Origin of the sequence: Streptomyces griseorubiginosus (assembly GCF_036345115.1) — a bacterium.
Classification (GTDB): domain Bacteria; phylum Actinomycetota; class Actinomycetes; order Streptomycetales; family Streptomycetaceae; genus Streptomyces; species Streptomyces griseorubiginosus_C.
In genome coordinates this window covers 6,730,646-6,747,236 of sequence record NZ_CP107766.1, presented here as the reverse complement: position 1 = coordinate 6,747,236, position 16,591 = coordinate 6,730,646, and the positions used below count along the sequence as shown (strand labels likewise).

General features: G+C 72.5%; 18 protein-coding genes and 1 tRNA gene. 12 read left to right on the top strand and 7 right to left on the bottom strand.

From position 1 onward, the window contains the following. Positions 1 to 225 precede the first annotated feature (225 nt). Positions 226 to 891, bottom strand: coding sequence for an HAD-IA family hydrolase (locus OHN19_RS30535; protein WP_330267271.1), 666 nt, complete (start codon positions 889 to 891; stop codon positions 226 to 228). Between the two features lie 157 nt (positions 892 to 1,048). After that, a complete protein-coding gene (locus tag OHN19_RS30530; RefSeq protein ID WP_330267270.1) occupies positions 1,049 to 1,630 on the bottom strand; it encodes a TMEM165/GDT1 family protein in 582 nt (193 codons plus the stop codon). Between the two features lie 346 nt (positions 1,631 to 1,976). Here OHN19_RS30530 and OHN19_RS30525 point away from each other — a divergent pair, with 346 nt between their 5' ends. From OHN19_RS30525 to OHN19_RS30510, 4 genes are all read left to right on the top strand, one after another. Then, positions 1,977 to 2,621, top strand: coding sequence for an HNH endonuclease family protein (locus OHN19_RS30525; protein ID WP_330267269.1), 645 nt, complete (start codon positions 1,977 to 1,979; stop codon positions 2,619 to 2,621). A 71-nt stretch (positions 2,622 to 2,692) separates the two neighbouring features. Continuing rightward, positions 2,693 to 4,363 carry an alkaline phosphatase D family protein gene (locus tag OHN19_RS30520; protein WP_330267268.1) on the top strand — a complete coding sequence of 557 codons (1,671 nt, stop codon included), beginning with the start codon at positions 2,693 to 2,695 and terminating at the stop codon, positions 4,361 to 4,363. Positions 4,364 to 4,658: 295 nt separating this feature from the next. Continuing rightward, positions 4,659 to 5,105, top strand: a complete 447-nt coding sequence (locus OHN19_RS30515; RefSeq protein ID WP_330267267.1) for a DoxX family protein — start codon at positions 4,659 to 4,661, stop codon at positions 5,103 to 5,105. 240 nt (positions 5,106 to 5,345) lie between these two features. Next, entirely contained in the window at positions 5,346 to 5,903 is a 558-nt protein-coding gene (locus OHN19_RS30510; RefSeq protein ID WP_391193500.1) for a DedA family protein, read from the top strand. A gap of 425 nt (positions 5,904 to 6,328) precedes the next feature. On the opposite strand, the gene OHN19_RS30505 is transcribed toward OHN19_RS30510, so the two are convergent. Beyond that, positions 6,329 to 6,559 carry a DUF2277 domain-containing protein gene (locus OHN19_RS30505; RefSeq protein WP_330267265.1) on the bottom strand — a complete coding sequence of 77 codons (231 nt, stop codon included), beginning with the start codon at positions 6,557 to 6,559 and terminating at the stop codon, positions 6,329 to 6,331. A 119-nt stretch (positions 6,560 to 6,678) separates the two neighbouring features. Between OHN19_RS30505 and OHN19_RS30500 the strand changes: the two genes are divergently transcribed. Further along, positions 6,679 to 7,623 (top strand): 2-dehydropantoate 2-reductase, encoded by a 945-nt coding sequence (locus OHN19_RS30500; protein ID WP_330267264.1) that lies wholly within the window; start codon positions 6,679 to 6,681, stop codon positions 7,621 to 7,623. Between the two features lie 129 nt (positions 7,624 to 7,752). Here the strand turns inward: OHN19_RS30500 and OHN19_RS30495 are convergent, their stop codons facing one another. Together OHN19_RS30495 and OHN19_RS30490 are read right to left on the bottom strand one after the other, a co-directional pair. Further along, positions 7,753 to 8,292: a GNAT family N-acetyltransferase gene (locus OHN19_RS30495; protein WP_330267263.1), complete on the bottom strand. Its 540-nt coding sequence runs from the start codon at positions 8,290 to 8,292 to the stop codon at positions 7,753 to 7,755. A gap of 137 nt (positions 8,293 to 8,429) precedes the next feature. Further along, positions 8,430 to 9,701 carry an MFS transporter gene (locus OHN19_RS30490; protein WP_330267262.1) on the bottom strand — a complete coding sequence of 424 codons (1,272 nt, stop codon included), beginning with the start codon at positions 9,699 to 9,701 and terminating at the stop codon, positions 8,430 to 8,432. A 78-nt stretch (positions 9,702 to 9,779) separates the two neighbouring features. On the opposite strand from OHN19_RS30490, the gene OHN19_RS30485 reads away from it, so the two are divergent. Genes OHN19_RS30485 through OHN19_RS30475 form a run of 3 tightly spaced genes read left to right on the top strand, consistent with a single transcriptional unit; the run spans position 9,780 to position 12,165 of the window. Beyond that, positions 9,780 to 10,553 carry a hypothetical protein gene (locus OHN19_RS30485; protein ID WP_330267261.1) on the top strand — a complete coding sequence of 258 codons (774 nt, stop codon included), beginning with the start codon at positions 9,780 to 9,782 and terminating at the stop codon, positions 10,551 to 10,553. A gap of 42 nt (positions 10,554 to 10,595) precedes the next feature. After that, positions 10,596 to 11,144 (top strand): YciI family protein, encoded by a 549-nt coding sequence (locus OHN19_RS30480; RefSeq protein WP_330267260.1) that lies wholly within the window; start codon positions 10,596 to 10,598, stop codon positions 11,142 to 11,144. A gap of 55 nt (positions 11,145 to 11,199) precedes the next feature. Continuing rightward, positions 11,200 to 12,165 carry a YihY/virulence factor BrkB family protein gene (locus OHN19_RS30475; protein WP_330267259.1) on the top strand — a complete coding sequence of 322 codons (966 nt, stop codon included), beginning with the start codon at positions 11,200 to 11,202 and terminating at the stop codon, positions 12,163 to 12,165. A gap of 561 nt (positions 12,166 to 12,726) precedes the next feature. On the opposite strand, the gene OHN19_RS30470 is transcribed toward OHN19_RS30475, so the two are convergent. After that, complete coding sequence (locus tag OHN19_RS30470; RefSeq protein WP_330267258.1) at positions 12,727 to 13,152, bottom strand: DUF6003 family protein; 426 nt, start codon at positions 13,150 to 13,152, stop codon at positions 12,727 to 12,729. 173 nt (positions 13,153 to 13,325) lie between these two features. On the opposite strand from OHN19_RS30470, the gene OHN19_RS30465 reads away from it, so the two are divergent. Beyond that, positions 13,326 to 13,670, top strand: a complete 345-nt coding sequence (locus OHN19_RS30465; RefSeq protein WP_330267257.1) for a hypothetical protein — start codon at positions 13,326 to 13,328, stop codon at positions 13,668 to 13,670. Positions 13,671 to 13,737: 67 nt separating this feature from the next. Here OHN19_RS30465 and OHN19_RS30460 read toward each other — a convergent pair. After that, positions 13,738 to 13,809, bottom strand: a tRNA-Val gene (locus tag OHN19_RS30460). A gap of 223 nt (positions 13,810 to 14,032) precedes the next feature. Here OHN19_RS30460 and OHN19_RS30455 point away from each other — a divergent pair. The 3 genes from OHN19_RS30455 (at position 14,033) to OHN19_RS30445 (ending at position 16,581) form a co-directional block, all read left to right on the top strand. Further along, the gene (locus OHN19_RS30455) at positions 14,033 to 14,803 is read left to right on the top strand and encodes a DUF4097 family beta strand repeat-containing protein (RefSeq protein WP_330267256.1); all 771 of its coding nucleotides are present in this window, start codon (positions 14,033 to 14,035) and stop codon (positions 14,801 to 14,803) included. Positions 14,804 to 14,883: 80 nt separating this feature from the next. Then, the gene (locus tag OHN19_RS30450) at positions 14,884 to 16,260 is read left to right on the top strand and encodes a hypothetical protein (protein ID WP_330267255.1); all 1,377 of its coding nucleotides are present in this window, start codon (positions 14,884 to 14,886) and stop codon (positions 16,258 to 16,260) included. Between the two features lie 132 nt (positions 16,261 to 16,392). Continuing rightward, on the top strand, positions 16,393 to 16,581 hold the full coding sequence (locus tag OHN19_RS30445) for a hypothetical protein (protein WP_330267254.1): 189 nt from the start codon (positions 16,393 to 16,395) through the stop codon (positions 16,579 to 16,581). Positions 16,582 to 16,591 lie beyond the last annotated feature (10 nt).

Below are 16,591 nucleotides of genomic sequence, written 5' to 3'. Positions count from 1 at the left end.
ACAGCCGGTGAGGACGGTCCGCCACCCGGAACGAGAGCCCCGCCCGACCGGCGTGCGGCCGTACACCGTGCAGCCGTACCACCCGACCGACGCGCCGCCGGCCGTACGCCACCGCCCTGGCCGGCGTAGAGCTGACAACGCCGCGCTCCCGGCGAACAGCCAGACGCTGCCCTGGCCGACGTGCAGCTGCAACGCCGTACTCCCCGCGTACAGCCAAGCGCCGCCCTAACCGACCCGCAGCCGTACGCCCCCGTCCGCCAGACCCTCCACCCTCACCCGTGTCAGGTCCGCCACCGTCACGTCCGGGCCGTACAGGCCCGCCCGCGCCCCGATCCCGACCACCCGCATCCCCGCGGCGCGGCCCGCCGCGATGCCCGCGCCGGAGTCCTCGAAGACCACGCAGTCCGCGGGCGCGACGCCCAGCTCGGCCGCCCCCTTCAGGAACCCCTCGGGGTCCGGCTTGCTCGCCCCGACGGACTCGGCGGTGATCCGGACCTCCGGGAGCTCGAGCCCCGCCGCCGCCATCCGTGCCGTGGCCAGCGGGACGTCGGCCGAGGTGACCAGCGCGTGCGGCAGCCCGCGCAGGGACGCCAGGAACTCGGGCGCCCCCGGTACCGCCACCACGCCGTCCATGTCGGCGGTCTCCTCCGCGAGCATGCGCGCGTTGTCCGCGAGGTTCTGCTCCACGGACCGCTCGGGCAGCAGGAGCGCCATCGAGGCGTGGCCCTGACGGCCGTGGACGACCTTCATGACCTCGTCGCCGTCGAGTCCGTGCCGTTCGGCCCAGCGGCGCCAGACGCGTTCCACGACGGCGTCGGAGTTGACGAGGGTGCCGTCCATGTCGAGCAGGAGGGCGCGGGCGGTGAGCACGGTGGACACGGCGGCCGTCATCGGCAACTCCAAGCACAGTCGGCAGAGACAAGGCGGCCCCGCCCGCCGGTCAGGGAAAACGGGCGGGAGCCACTTTGTTCCTCCACGGTACAAAACCGGGACGGGTTCTCGCCACCGCCTTCGGGAACCACCCTGAACTGTTCACTCACCGTTCAGCTCAGCCGGCCACGGCCTCCCACAGGCTCCACAGCCCGAGCGCCAGCATCAGCAGCGCCGCGACCTTGGTGATCAGCTTCAGCGGCACCCGCTTCATCAGGGCCTTTCCGCCCACGATCCCGAGTCCGGCCACCGCCCACAGCGCGAGCACCGCGCCGAGGCCCACGGAGAGCGGGTCGTCGTAACGGGCCGCGAGGTTGGCGGTCATGATCTGGGTGAGGTCACCGAACTCGGCGACCAGGATGAGCATGAACCCGGCCCCGGCGACCTTCCAGAAGGACTGGTCCTCGGGCTTGCGGATCTCCTCCTCGCCGTCGTCCTTCTTCAGCAGCAGGACGGCCGCGCCGCCCAGGAAGAGCACGCCCGTGAGCGCCTGCACGATCTGCTGCGGCAGCAGGGTCAGCACGCTGCCGGCCGCGACGGCGAGCGCGACGTGCAGTGCGAAGGCGGCGGCGACGCCCGCAAAGACGTAGGAGGCGCGGTAGCGGGTGCCCAGGACGAGGCCGGCGAGCGCGGTCTTGTCGGGCAGTTCGGCGAGGAAGACGACGCCGAACACGACGGCCGTCACGGTCAAGCTGATCAAGGGTCCTCAATCGGTCGGGGCCGCCCCACCGAGAGTGTTCCTGCGAAACGACGCCTCGGCACGGCAGCACACAGTCAGTGCACTACTGGCCGAAGGTCTCGCTGGCCGGTCCCTGAAGACCTGCCTCCGGGCGCCGGCTCAGACGAGCTGAGCAGTATGTCGACGGTCCGGCGAAGAGCTACTCCCCTTCAACTCCGGTCAAGTCTACGTGATCGTTTCGCCGTAAACCTTGTCGTGTCATGTACGCGTCACTAACTTCTCACCGAACGCACATCTCCCCGCAACACGGAGCCGCGAGCATTCGATCGCTCGCGCTCCAACGCCCCCGCCCCCCAAGGGAGTTCGCATGCCGAAGTTCTACGCGCGTCGACGGCTCAGCATACTCGGAGCGCTCACCGCGCTCATAGCCTCCGTCGCGGTCCTCAACGGCCCGACCGCCTCCGCCGCCCTCCCCACCCCCGTCAGCGCGGCCACCGCCCGCACCTACCTCGCCTCGCTCACGGTGGCCACCGAGAACCGCACCGGTTACGCCCGGGACCTGTTCCCGACCTGGATCACCATCAGCGGCACCTGCAACACGCGCGAGTACATCCTCAAGCGGGACGGCTCGAACGTCGTCACCGACTCCGCCTGCGCCGCCACCAGCGGCAGCTGGTACTCCCCCTACGACGGCGCCACCTGGACCGCCGCCTCCGACGTGGACATCGACCACCTCGTCCCGCTCGCCGAGGCCTGGGACTCCGGCGCCAGCGCCTGGACCACCGCCCGCCGCCAGTCCTTCGCCAACGACGTCACCCGCCCGCAGCTCCTCGCGGTCACCGACAACGTGAACCAGTCCAAGGGCGACCAGGACCCGGCCACCTGGATGCCGTCCCTGACCTCGTACCGCTGCACCTACGTCCGCGCCTGGGTCCAGGTGAAGTACTACTACGACCTCTCCGTCGACTCGGCCGAGAAGACCGCGCTGACGAACTACCTCGCGAACTGCTGACGATTCCGCGCCGGAACCTCCCCGCAGGCCTCCGTCGTTCCGTACCGTACGGGGCGACGGAGGAGGATCACGTGACCGATCTGCGGCTTGGCCCCCTGCTCAGGTACGTCGACGGCTCGTCCGCGACCGTGTGGGTCGAGACGAGCCGTCCGTGCGCCGCCGAGGTGCGGTGCTCGGACGGCACCACCGGCGCGTCCGACACCTTCCAGATCGCGGGCCACCACTACGCCCTCGTCCCGGTCAACGGCTTCACCCCCGGCACGACCCGGTCGTACGAGGTGTTCCTGGACGGCACACGCGTGTGGCCGCTGCCCGACTCGCCGTTCCCCCCGTCGGTCATCCACACGCCCGCCGCGGACGCCGCGGTCCGTGTCGCCTTCGGCTCCTGCCGCTGGGCCGCGCCCCCGGACGGCGAGAAGGACCCCGTCGGCCCCGACGCACTGGACACCCTCGCGACCCGGATCGCCGCCGACCCGGACGGCGAGCGCCCGGACGTCCTCCTGCTGCTGGGCGACCAGGTCTACGCCGACGAGACCTCCCCGGCCACCCAGCGGTGGCTGGCCGCCCGCCGCGACCTGAGCGACCCGCCGGGCGACCAGGTGGCGGACTACGAGGAGTACACCCACCTCTACTACGAGTCCTGGCTCGACCCCGAGGTGCGCTGGCTGCTGTCCACCGTGCCCAGCTGCATGATCTTCGACGACCACGACGTCATCGACGACTGGAACACCTCCGCGTCCTGGCTGGAGGACATGCGCGCCGTCTCCTGGTGGCGCGAGCGCCTGCTGAGCGGCCTCATGTCGTACTGGGTCTACCAGCACCTCGGCAACCTCCCCCCGACCGAACTGGCCGCCGACCCGCTCTACGCCGCCGTACGGCGATCCCCGGACGGCACCGACGAGTTGCGTGCCTTCGCCTGCAAGGCCGACGCCGACGCGGCCTCGGTGCGCTGGAGTTACCGGCGCGACTTCGGCCGGGTGCGGCTGCTCATGGTCGACTCCCGGGCGGCCCGCGTCCTCGAGGAGGAGAACCGCTCGATGCTCGACCCCGGCGAGGCCGTGTGGCTGCGCGAACAGGTGCTGGAGGAGCGTTCGTCCTACGACCATCTCCTGATCGGCACCTCGCTGCCCTGGCTGCTGCCGCACCTGGTGCACGACGCCGAGGCCTGGGACGCGGCCCTGTGCCGGGGGGAGCGCGGGGCGCGCTGGGCCCGCTTCGGGGAGGACCTGCGGCGCAAGGCGGACCTGGAGCACTGGGCGGCGTTCCCGCGGTCCTTCGCGGCCCTGGCGGACCTGATCGCCGAGGTCGGGTCGGGGCCCGAGGCGCCGGCGACGGTGCTGGTGCTGTCGGGGGACGTGCACCACGCGTACGTGGCCGAGCCGAAGTGGCACACCGGCGGTCCCGACGCGCGGGTCCTCCAGCTCACCTGCTCCCCCGTCCACAACTCCGTTCCCGGCTACATCCGGTTCGGCTTCCGCTTCGGCTGGAGCGCGACCGCGCGGGCGCTGGGGCGGCGGCTCGCGCGGCACGGCCGGTGTGAGCAACCGCCGGTGTCCTGGCGGCACACGGGCGGCCCGTGGTTCGGCAACCAGCTCATGACGCTGACTCTGGACGGCCGTTCGGCCGAGCTGCGGCTGGAGCAGGCACGGGAGTCGGAGGGGCGGACCCACCTGCGCACGGTGTCGGAGTCCGAACTCACCGGGAAGAGCGGGCAGAAGAAGTCCCGGCTTCCGAAGGTGTGACAGTGCTCACTGCTTGATGGATCGTCAAGAGTGTTCCCCTGCAAGGGAGTTCACCTCGCGGCGGGAAACCCACCCAGAGGCGGATTCGGACACACTTTCGGAAGCGGGCAGGGCCGCAAAAGCCCTCTCACGTGCGGCTCCGAGCGAAACGGGTGGGGCGACTGAGACGAATCCGTGGCCAAATGTTGAACTTGCAAGCATTGACTTGGGGCACCTACCGTGGATGGCTCACTCGGTCCCATCCCCCTGGGGCGACCCCCCTCGTGGGACCGACCCGACCGAAGGAGTCCCCCACATGACCGGACGCCTCAACAGCGCCCAGCCATACGCCCTCGGCCTGTACCGCATCGTCGTCGGCCTGCTCTTCCTCTGTCATGGCGCCGCCTCGCTCTTCGGCGTCCTCGGCGGTGCCGCGGGCACCGGCGGCACCCTTGAGGCCGGTACCTGGCCCGGCTGGTACGCGGCCGTGATCCAGCTCGTCGGCGGAGCCCTCGTGCTGCTCGGCCTGGGCACGCGCGTCGCCGCCCTCGTAGCGGCGGGTTCCATGGCGTACGCGTACTTCAAGGTCCACCAGCCGACGGCCCTGTGGCCCATGGAGAACGGCGGCGAGGCCGCGGCGATGTTCTGCTGGGCCTTCCTGCTGCTGGTCTTCACCGGGTCCGGCGCGTTCGGCCTGGACCGGCTGTTCGCGAAGCGCTCGGCGACCGAACGGAAGCCGGCCGCCGAGCCGGTGGCGGTCTGAGCCGACCTCGTACGGTGCCCTCCCCACGTCCGTGGGGAGGGCACCGGCACGTCCGGAAGGCGTCCTGCCGTGCCCGGACCCGGCAGCCGGGTGAACATGCCGCGTCCATCTCATGAGCCCCCCGTGAATCTCCTGTCACACCCCGCGCGTACGCTGTATGGCTGTCCACGGGGGAATCACGGGGAGTCGCGGGTGTTGGAGAGTCTGGGGTCGCTGACCGGCAGTCCATGGATCTACGCCATGGTCGCGCTGTCGGTGCTCCTCGATGTGTTCCTGCCGTTGCTGCCGAGCGGGGTGCTGGTCATCACGGCCGCTACGGCCGCGGCGGCGGGCAGTGCGGCGACCGGGCGGGTCCCCGACGTCCTTGCTCTGATCCTCTGCGCGACGACCGCCTCCGTCCTCGGCGACCTCGCGGCGTACCGCCTCGCCTTCCGGGGCGGCGCACGCCTCGACCGCGCCATCGCCCGCTCGCGTCGGCTCACCACGGCGCAGGAACGTCTCGGCGACGCACTGGCCGCGGGGGGCGGGGCGTTGGTGGTGCTGGCCCGCTTCGCACCGGCCGGCCGCTCGGTGGTCTCCCTCCTCGCCGGTACGGCCCACCGCCGGGCCCGCGACTTCCTCCCCTGGTCCGCCCTCGCCGGCCTCTCCTGGGCCGCGTACAGCGTCGCCCTCGGCTACTTCGGCGCGCACTGGCTGGGTGCGACATGGCTGGCGACGGGGGTGTCGGTGGCGGCGCTCTTCGGCGCGGGGGCGGGAGCGGCCTACGTCATGCGCCGCCGCCCGGAAACGGCACGCTAGAGACACCGGGAGCGGTCCGCCACCTCCCACGCGTCCCACCCGGCATGACTCAACACCCACCTGCGCAGAACGCCCTACGGCATCAGCACCCGACGCGCTCGCGCAAGGGCCGGCCAACCTGAGGGCGAGGTCTTCCCGGCGTGCTCCCCCGGGACACGCTGCCCCTTGCTCCCTCTATACGCAGCACACTCCGCCGAGGTCACCCCGGACCCGCTCACGCGAGGGCCGGCCAGGCCCAGGGTTACGACCCTCCAGCGCGCTGACCGGGACAAGCTCACCCCAGAGCCCCGCTCCCCCTGGACCCGGCACACTCCCCGCCCAGCACGCCCCCGCCCGGATCAGCCCGCACGCTCACGCCGGCGCGCTGGCCCAGGGCCAAGTCTCCCCGCCCAGGCCACCCCGGCGCGCTCCCCCGGGGACCCCGCTCACCCCGCCGCTCGTCGTGGGGCGCCGCGGACCTCCAGGTTGGCCAGGAGTTCCGCGGTTGCCTCGGCGATCACCTCCACGGCACGGTCGAACACCTCCTGGTTGTGGGCGGCCGGGGCGCGGAACCCCGAGACCTTGCGCACGTACTGGAGCGCGGCGGCCCGGATCTCCTCCTCCGTCGCCTCCTCGGGCAACACGGGCGGACGAAGCGTCTTGATACTGCGGCACATACCGACAGTCTCCCTCCCGGAGCGGATCGGCGCTTCCGTCCGCTCCTGCCGAAATGCCATGATCCTCGCCGAGGCGGCCACCGACCCCGGGGCCGACCGACGAGAGGAACCCACTCACCATGGCGCACGACTCCGCGCACCACCTTGCACACCGAGAACTCACCGTGGCCGTCCTGGGCCCCGGCGGCACCGGAGGCCTCCTCGCCGCCCTCCTGGCCCGTGCCGGACACCGCGTGATCTGCCTGGCCGGCGAGACCACGGCGGCCACCCTGCGCACCACCGGCATCCAGGTCCGCAGCGCGGCCTTCGGCGACTTCACGACCCCCGTCGAGGCCGACACCGAACTCCGCGAACCCGTCGACGCCTGCGTGGTCGCCGTCAAGCACACCTCCCTCGACGCCGCCCTGGACCGCGTCCCGCCCCCGGCCCTGGGCGACGGCCTGATCGTCCCCGTCCTGAACGGCGTCGAACACCCGGCGTCCCTCCGCGCCCGCTACCGCCCGGACCGGGTCGCCCCGGCGGTGATCCGCGTCGAGTCGACGAGGATCGCCCCCGGCGTCATCGAACACGGCAGCCCCTTCGCCGAGCTCGACCTGACCGGCGACGGCGTCCCCCGCGACCGCCTCGACGCACTCGCCGCCGCGCTCACCGAGGCCGGCCCCCGAACCCGCGTCCTGGACGACGAGTCGGCCACCCTGTGGGCCAAGATGTCCTTCCTCGCCCCCTTCGCCCTGCTGACCACCCTGCACGGCCTCCCTCTCGGTGACGTCCGCTCCCGCCACCGCGAGGAACTCACCGCTCTCGTCGAGGAGACGGCCGCCGTCAGCGGGGCCTCCGGAGGCCCCGCCGACCCCGCCCAGGCCCTCGCCCGCTACGACGCCTTCCCCGCGACGATGAAGTCCTCGATGCAGCGCGACGCGGAAGCCGGCCGTCCGCTCGAACTGGACGCGATCGGCGGGGCGTTGCTCCGCGCGGCGGACCGCCACGGCGTGAAGGTGCCGGTTGCGACCCGAGTGGTAAGGGAGCTCACGGACGCCGCCCGAACCGAACCCACGGCCCCCTGACCGACTGACCGGCTGACCGCCCGACCCGCCGTGGCCCACGGCACCGCCGAGGGCCCACGGCACCGCCGGTGGAGCCGACGTCGGCGCCCCCGCGCCCCTCCCCCTGCATCACCTCACCCCACGATCACCTCAGCCCTCCCCTCCCTCCAGATCGAACCGCCAGTCGTTGGACGTGAGCCAGTGCCCCTTCGGGTACTCGAACTCGGCCTGTCCCAGCAGCGTGAAGCCCGCCCGGCGGCAGACCCCGTTGGACGCCGCGTGCTCCACGCTCGGGAAGGCGTGGAGATACCGGTGTCCGCCCGCGGCCCGTGCCTCGGCTATGAGTGCTCGGGCCGCCCGCGCGGCCAGCCCCCGCCCCTGGAACTCCGGCAGGATCCCCCACCCGGTCTCCCACACCGCCGCGTCCCGCCACTCACGTTCCCAGAACCCGATCGAGCCGACCGTCTCCCCGCTCTCCACCAGCGTGACGCGGTACATCCGGCCCGCCGACAGCTCGACGTACCGCCGATGCCGCGCGACGAGCTTCTCGGCGCTCTCGGGCCCGCCCAGATGCGCGGTCATCTCCGGACTGTTGGTCCGCTCCAGCAACCAGAAGTCCCCCTCCCCCCAGGGCACCAGCCGCACCTGCTCCACTCGCTCCACCGCCACACCCGCCTCCACCGCAGCCATGTCCCCCACAGTAGGGGCCGGGTCTGACAACGCCCCCGGCCACGGCGACGCCCCACCCACGACGCCGACCGCGGCCCAAGAGGCTCACGGGATGAAGCGCCCGCCCGTCCCCGCTGGACCGGACCCGTCGCGGAACGTCATCGCCGTACGGCCGGACTGTGCTCCTCCTCGCGTTCGGCCCGCCTCACCAGCCGCGCTGCCACCGTCATCACGGCGACGGCGGTCAGGGCGATGGCCGCGCCGGTGTAGAGCGGGGCGGCGTAACCCAGACCCGCTGTGATCGCGAGGCCTCCGGCCCAGGCGCCCAGGGCGTTGCCGAGGTTGGAGGCCGACACGTTGGCGCCGGCGGCCAGGACCGCGCCCTGCGCGTGGTCGGTGACGCGCGTGATCATGCCGGGGACGGCGGCGAACCCGAAGACGCCCATCAGGAACACCAGGAGCACCGAAGCCGTGGCGTCGGCGGCCAGCAGCCCGAACAGGGTCAGGGTGACGGTGAGGCCGGTCAGGGCCAGGACCAGCGTGCGGTCGCGGTCGTGGTCGGCGGCCCGTCCGCCGAGCAGGTTCCCGACGACCAGGCCGACGCCGTAGACCATCAGCAGCCAGGGGACGTCCGCCGAGGAGAAGCCGCCGACCTCGGTGAACGTGTAGGCGATGTAGCTGAACGCGCCGAACATCCCGCCGTAGCCGAGCGCGGTGGCCGCCAGGGTCAGCCACACCTGCCCGGACCGGAACGCGCCGATCTGGGTGCGCAGTCCCATGGGCGGCGCGGGCCGGATCGGCGCCGTGTCCCCAGCCCCGGACCCGGCTGCGGCCCCGGTCCCGGTCCCGGTCCCGGTCCCGCCCGGCACATACGCGGCGATCCCCGCGAGCGCGACCAAGCCGATCGCGGTGACCGCCCAGAACGCGGCCCGCCAGCCCCAGCGCTCCCCGACCAGCGCGCCGAACGGCACGCCCAGCACGTTCGCGACCGTCAGTCCGGCGAACATGACGGCCACCGCGCGGGACCCCCGGTCCGGGGCGACGAGAGAGCGCGCGACCAGGGAGCCGATGCCGAAGAACGAACCGTGGCACAGGGCCGCGACGATCCGTCCGAGCAGCATCACGCGGTAGCTCGGCGCGACGGCCGACAGCAGGTTGCCGACGACGAACAGGACGACGAGACCGAGCAGTACCCACTTGCGGGGCAGCCGTGCCGTGGCGGCGGTCAGGACGATCGCACCGACCGCGACACTCAGCGCGTACCCGGAGATCAGCCACCCCGCCGCCGCTTCGCTGACGCGGAAATCCGACGCCACCTGCGGCAGCAGCCCCGCGATCAGGAACTCGGTCAGCCCGATCCCGAACCCGCCGACGGCCAGCGCGACGAGCCCGGCCGGGACCCGCCGGGGCCCGGTAACCCGCTCATGCACCACAATCCCCGAGATCCGCGCTCATGGACCGACCCTCGCGCGGCGGCCGCGGGCCGGTCCATGGACAAAGAAGCGACGATGGTTGGACGGAAGTGGGGCGACGTGATGTTCACGGTCGAGGAACGGGACCGTCTCAGAGGGCGGTTGCTCGCCCGCGCCGAAGCCGACGAGACCGTCGTGGGCGCCGCCTTCACCGGCTCGTACGCCGTCGAGGAGGGCGACCGCTGGTCGGACACGGACCTGGTCCTCGCCGTCCACGGCGACCTCGCCCCGACCCTGCGCAGTTGGACCGAGTGGCTCTACGACGACCTCGGCGCCCGGCACCACTGGGACCTGCCGGTCGGGGCGGCCGTCGTCCGGGTGTTCCTCCTGCCGGGCTGGCTGGAGATCGACCTGACGTTCGCACCGGAGGACGGGTTCGGGCCCCGGGGCCCGCAATGGCGGACGGTCTTCGGACGGCCGCGCACGCTGGAGCCCTTCGCCGGGCCGGACGGCGACACCCTGGTCGGTCTCCTGTGGCATCACGCGCTCCACGCGCGCGTGTGCGTGGAGCGTGGTCGCTGGTGGCAGGCCGAGCACTGGATCAGCGGTCTGCGGGACCATGTGATCACCCTGGCCTGTCTGCGGCTCGGGCACGCGCACGCGTACGCGAAGGGCGCCCATCTGCTCCCGGACGACCTCTCGGCCGAGTTGGAGGGGTCTCTCGTACGTTCGCTCACCGCGACAGAGCTCGATCGCGCCCTGACCGCCGCGATCGGCGCCGCCACGGCCGAACTCGAACGTTCCCGTCCCGGCCTCGCCCCGCGTCTGGCCCCGATGTTCGCGGAGTTGGCGAACACACCGCGCGCGTAATGCCGTTGAGCCGTGGGCCGCGGTGGACGAGGCTCTGTGGTCATGGAGTTCTTCTGCTACCACCGTGACCGGCCCGGCTCCCTCCCGCTGCGCGAGGAGCTGACGGAAGCGCACTGGTCCTACATGGACGGATACGAGGCCGAACTGATCGCCCGCGGCCCGACCTTCACCACCGACGGGGAGACGCTCACCGGCAGTGTGCACATCGTCGACCTGCCGAATCCCGCCGCCGCCCGCGCGTTCGCCTTCGACGAGCCGAACTACCAGGCCGGTGCCTACCGGGACGTGCTGCTGCGCCGCTGGCGGAACCTGCTGGGCCGCACCATGTGGGACTTCCCGGGCGGCCGGACCGGCGACGACCGGTACCTGGTGCTCGGTCTCGGCTCGGGAGAGGCCGCCGACCTCGCCGTACCGCCGAACGAGGACGACCTGATCGCGTACGGCCCGCTGCTGTCCGACGACGCGACCGCCTGGCTGGGCACGGCGGCCCTGGTCCGTGCGGCGGACCCGGACCGGGCGGGAGCCGTGCTGACCCGGGAGCGGTACGCGTCCGTGGAGGTCTACGGGTGGGAGTTCGGCGGACGACGCTGACAAGCCGGGTTCACGGGGCAGGTGCACTGGGAGCCGCCGTACGACGAGGAGCGCCATGGGTACCGCCGTCCACGTCCCGCAGACCAGGGACATGATCGGGGACGAACTCTCCGGAGACGAGGCGTTCGCCGCCCTGCGCCACTACGGAGGGCTGCGGCTGCTCACCGACTCCTTCGCACGGTTCCGGTACGCGGACGGCTTCACCAACGCGCGGGCCCTCGCCTTCCAGGTGGTGCTCGGGCTGGTGCCGTGCACCGTGGCGCTGGTGGGCCTGGCCACCTCGGTCCACACGGAGGGCGTGGGCCGGATCATCGAGCTCACGCTCGGCCGGATCGTGCCGGGCGCCAGCGCCGACATCGTCGAGGAGGCCTTCGAGGGGACGCGGCGCACCGCGCACGGCAGTGTCTGGAGCACGCTGGCCCTGTGGCTGGGCCTCGGCTTCGCGCTGCTGAACCTCGCGTCGGCGATGGGCCAGATCGAGCGCGGCGCCAACCGGATCTACGGCATCGAGCGCGACCGTCCCTTCCCGCGCAAGTACGCGCGCGGGATCGTGCTCGCGCTCGCCGCGGGGCTGCCGCTGGTGCTGGGCTTCGTCGTGCTCGTGGCCGGGGAGGCGGTGGGCGACGCGGTGGCCCGGACCCTCGGTGAGGAGGGCGGCGGGCCGCGCTGGTGGAGCGTGCTCGACGTGCCGGTGGGGCTGGCGCTGGCCTGGGTGGCGTCCGCAGTGATCTTCCGCTGGTCGCCGCGGCGGGTGCAGCCCGGTTACACCTGGCTGGCCTTCGGCTCGGCCGTGCATCTGCTGCTGTGGGTGGCGGCCACCTGGCTGCTCGCGCTGTACGTCGAGGAGAGCGGGGCCTTCGGTGCGGTGTACGGGCCCCTCACGGCCTTCATCGCCCTGCTCCTGTGGGCCAACCTGACCGCGGTCGCCCTCTTCCTGGGCATCGCCTTCGCCGCCCAACTGGAAGCGGCCCGAGCCGGCATCGAATCAGCGGTCCACCCGGACCCGGGCCCGGGGGACTGAGCGCGGGCTCCGGGCCGGGTGGGCCGGGGGGGGTGAGACCGGCACCCTGGGCGGGAGCTGAGGTGGGCCCCTGGGCGGAGGCTGAGGCCAGCTCCAGGGCGGGAGCTGAAGCGGAACAGGGCCGGGGACTGAGACCGGCCCCCGGGCGAGAGCTGAAGCGGACCAGGGCCGGGGACTGAGGCGGCCCCGGGGGGAGCTGAGGCGACCCGGGCGGGGGCTGAGGCGAGAGCCCAGGCCGGGGGCTGAGGCCGGACCCGGCCGGGGGGCTGAGGCTGGGCAGCGATCCCGGTAACCGGGGCCAGGCGACGATCGGGTGGCCGACTCTGGTCCGCGATCCCAGTGCCCCGGACCAAGCGACGATCCGGTGACCGAGACCGGATGGCTTCTCGACGCGCTCGCCGTAGGCACCGCAGGCGCGGGCCAGCGACCTGAGTGACCGGGACCAGGCGGCGATCCGTTGGCCATGACCGGACCGATCCGATGACCGAGACCGGACCACGCCCCCCGTGACCGACACCCGGCTACGGTCCAGGTCACCGAGACCGGGCGGTGGCCCAGTCGTCAGGCTTCCGCCGCCGCCGTCACCGTCGCCGGGTCCACTCCGGTCAGTTCGACGATGCGGTGCGGGGGGACACCGGCGGCCAGGGCGCGGCCGATCAGGTCGTCGCGGCCGTCCGCGCAGTCGCGGTAGGCCAGCAGTTCCTCCTCGACGTCGGCGTGCGACCCCGGTCCCGCGAGGTGGCGGACGCGGCTCAGCTCCTCGTCGCTGAGCGGCACGGGCAGGCGTTCCGCCCCCTGAGGCACGGCCGCGTTCTCCTCCGGTGGCAGCAGCCGCAGGTGCGGTGAGGTCGGCGTGGTCTTCTGGGCGTCCAGCCAGGCCCGGACGGCGGGAGTCTCCATGCACGCGAGCTCTCCGACGGCGGCGGGAGCCACCCCGAGCGGCAGGGAAGCGTCGTCGAGCAGGAACAGATAGGCGTCGTCGGTCATCCTCGGCTCCTCCGCCACAGGGGCTGATCGTCTTCTCAACAGCGGCTGATCGACGTCCCATTACCCCGCCTCGCCCGGATTACCGCGCCCGCTCCGCCCCGGCGGCACACCCGTTCGCGTGAACCCCCAGAAGACACTCGCCACCCAAAATCGAACAGGCGTAGCATTGTGCCGTGGCTACGACCCATGACTTCCCGAGTGACCTCCTCGCCGGTCAGGAGGAGCTGCATCAGGTCCGGGCCGAGCTGTCGGCCCTGCTCAAGCGGCTCCCCTGGTCGGTCGTGCCCCTGGACGGCTTCAGCGACGACAGCGGCTGGCGGAAGGTGGAGCGCCCCGCCTCCCCCGGCTGGACCCCGGACGAACAGGCCGAGGTGGAGAAGCTCCGGCAGCGCGAACACGAACTCGCGGTCTTCGTCACCACCCACCGCTTCTGGACGGAGGTGGCCTCGCCGGACCGCGTGGACGCCCGCTCCCAGCTGAAGCACGCGCACCAATCCGGCACACCGGAGACCGACTGACGGCTAGAGGAACGCGGCAGAACACGAGAAGACCCCGGCCGGGATCGGCCGGGGTCTTCTCCTGGTGTGGGCGCGGACGGTTTCGAACCGCCGACATCCTGCTTGTAAGGCAGGCGCTCTACCCCTGAGCTACGCACCCGAGACGAGTCGACAGCCTACCTTGCCGGGGGCCCTGCCCTGCAAACCCTTACTCGGACGCCCGACGGGATCAGGGTCGGCCCTCAGGGTGGACCGGGGGAAAACCCCACCCCGGATCCGGGAGCGGCCCGGATCCCCCTCCCCCACCCCGGTCCCTAGGGTCGAAGCAGGGTCGCGGAGTGCCCGCGGCCGCCCGCCCAGGGCCAGTTCAGGGGGAGATCGTCATGGTCCGTTCCGTTCCCGCACGTGCCGCCGCCGCGGCCGGGGTCGTCGCGCTCGTCGTCGCGGGGGCCACCGCCTGCGGTGCCTCCGCCACGGACGACAAGACCCCCGACCACAAGTCCTTCACCCTCCAGGGCCGCACCCTCACCGTCGACTCCGACGACTCGGCGCTGGAAATCGTCGCCACCGATTCGAACAGGTCGGGCACGGTCGAGGTGACCCGCTGGTTCCAGGGGACCGTCGCCGTCGGCAAGGACCCCGAGGTGACCTGGTCGATGAAGAACGACCGGCTGAAGCTGCGGATGAAGTGCAGCGGCGTCGTGGCCGACTGCGCTGCCAAGCACCGCATAGAGGTGCCCCGGGACATGGCCGTGAAGGTCGAGGATGGTGACGGCAGCGTGCGGGCCCGCGGGTTCACCCAGCCGCTGAGCATCCGCACCGGTGACGGCTCGGTGCGCGTGACCGACTCCAGCGGGCCGCTGGACCTGCACACCGGCGACGGCTCGGTGCGCGCGGAGGTCGCCTCCCGCCGGGTGACCGCCCGCACCGGAGACGGCTCGGTCCACCTCGAACTGCGCGCCGTACCGGACCGGGTGGAGACCCGCAGCGGCGACGGCTCCGTGACGGTCTCACTGCCGAGGGCCACCTACCGCGTGGACACCAGGACCGGTGACGGAGGGGCCCACGTGTCCGTGCCCCGCTCCGACTCCAGCGAGCACGTCGTGTCCGCCGAGAGCGGAGACGGGAACGTCACCGTGCGAACCGCGAACTGATCGGCCCGTGTGTTCGTCCTTCACCGGTGGGAGAATGACACCGGGCACCGCCAGGACGGAACACAGCACGGGAGAGGGATGTGACGGCGACACCGAAGCAGCCGCACTTGTCGCCGTCGACGCCGCGCGCGCACCGCCAGGCGCTCAAGGACACCCTCGCCCTGGTCGGACTGCCGCTGCTCGCCGCCCTCGCGCTGCCGGCCGCGTTCGCCGGCGGCGGCACCCGGCGCTGGTTCGGCGGGCGGGCGGAGAGCCAGCGGGCCGAGGCGCAGGCCGCGAAGGACGCCGCCGCGGCCGCGTTCTACGAACTGGACACCGCCCAGCGGGACCTGCGGATCTCGATAGAGACCATCACGGCCGTCGACGACTCCCCCGCCGCCCGGCGCGCGGTCGCCGACTTCCAGGCGATCAGCGGGCGCATCGACGAGGCGAGCCACCGCTACATCGAGGCGGTCGACGCCCATGACCTCGACCGGGACGACCTGGAGGCCTCGGTCGCCGCACACGCGCGGACCGAGCTCACCCGGGCCAAGGACGACCTCGGCAACGTCAAGAAGGAGCTGGACCGTTTCGGCGACAGCCTCGGCCCGCTGCTCGGCAAGGCCGAGACCCAGCTGGCCCGGCTCGCCCCGGCCGTGGAGCGCGCCCGGCAGGGACTGCTGGCCGCCTCCAACGCCCTGGACGCCGTACGGGAGTCGGGGCTGAAGGCGGACGACCTCGCCGCCCGGCTGGCCGCCCTCGGCCCGGAGCTGACCAAGCTCAACCAGGGGGCGGGGCAGCACGGCGTGCCGCAGACCCTGGAGCGGGCCGAGCGGGTGGCCCGGGAGGCCGGGGCGATCCGGGCGGAGGCCGAGCGGCTGCCGGAGCGGGCCGCGGAGATCGACCACCGGCTCGTCTCCCTGCGCACCCGCGCGGAGGCCCTCACCACCCGTGCGGGCCAGGTCGACCCGGTGCTCAGCGAACTGCGCCGCAGGTTCACGGCCGCCTGCTGGCAGGACCTCCAGCACGTCCCGGACCAGGCCGCGGAGAACGTCCGGCAGGCCGAGTCGAAGCTCCGTGAGGCCCGGGCCGCACGCGACGAGCAGCGCTGGCCGGACGCGACCTCGCTGCTCTCCACGGTCCGCGCCCTGCTCAACACCACCGACGAGGCCGTCTCCGCGGCCGGCGACCGGCTGCGCCGGCTCAACGCCGTGCAGAAGGACCCCCAGCAGGAGATCGACCGCACCCGCTTCGCCCTCCGGGACGCCCAGCGCCTCGCGATGACCGGCCGCACCACCCCCGACCCACGCCACGCGCGGCCCCTGGACGACGCGGTGGCCCGCCTGGACCGGGCGATCGGCACGCTGGAGGGGCGCCACCCCGACTACTGGCACTTCCTGACCGAGACGGAAGCGGTGCGGCAGACGGTGGCGCGGGTGGTCTCCCAGATCCGCGAGGAGCGCGGCGGCGCGCACTGACACGCGCACTCCGACACCGTGCACTCTGCACTGTGCACTCCGAATTGGACATTTCATCCCTTTTTGCATAGATCGTCCCAATGCGGTGACATGGAACTAGACCCGCAAATCTCTCCAAAAGGAGATGGTGGTATGTCTTCCACCGAGTTCCAGCTCGACGACCTCACCGAGGTCCAGGGCATCGACGTCGAAGCGGCTCTCGACCCCGTCGAGGCCGACGGTTTCTACCGCGACAGCCGCCAGTGCGCGGCGCTCGCTCTGACGTCCTCGTCGAGCAACCTCCTGCTGTCGCCTCCGACGCCACGGCCGAAGAAGGGCTGACGGGAGAACC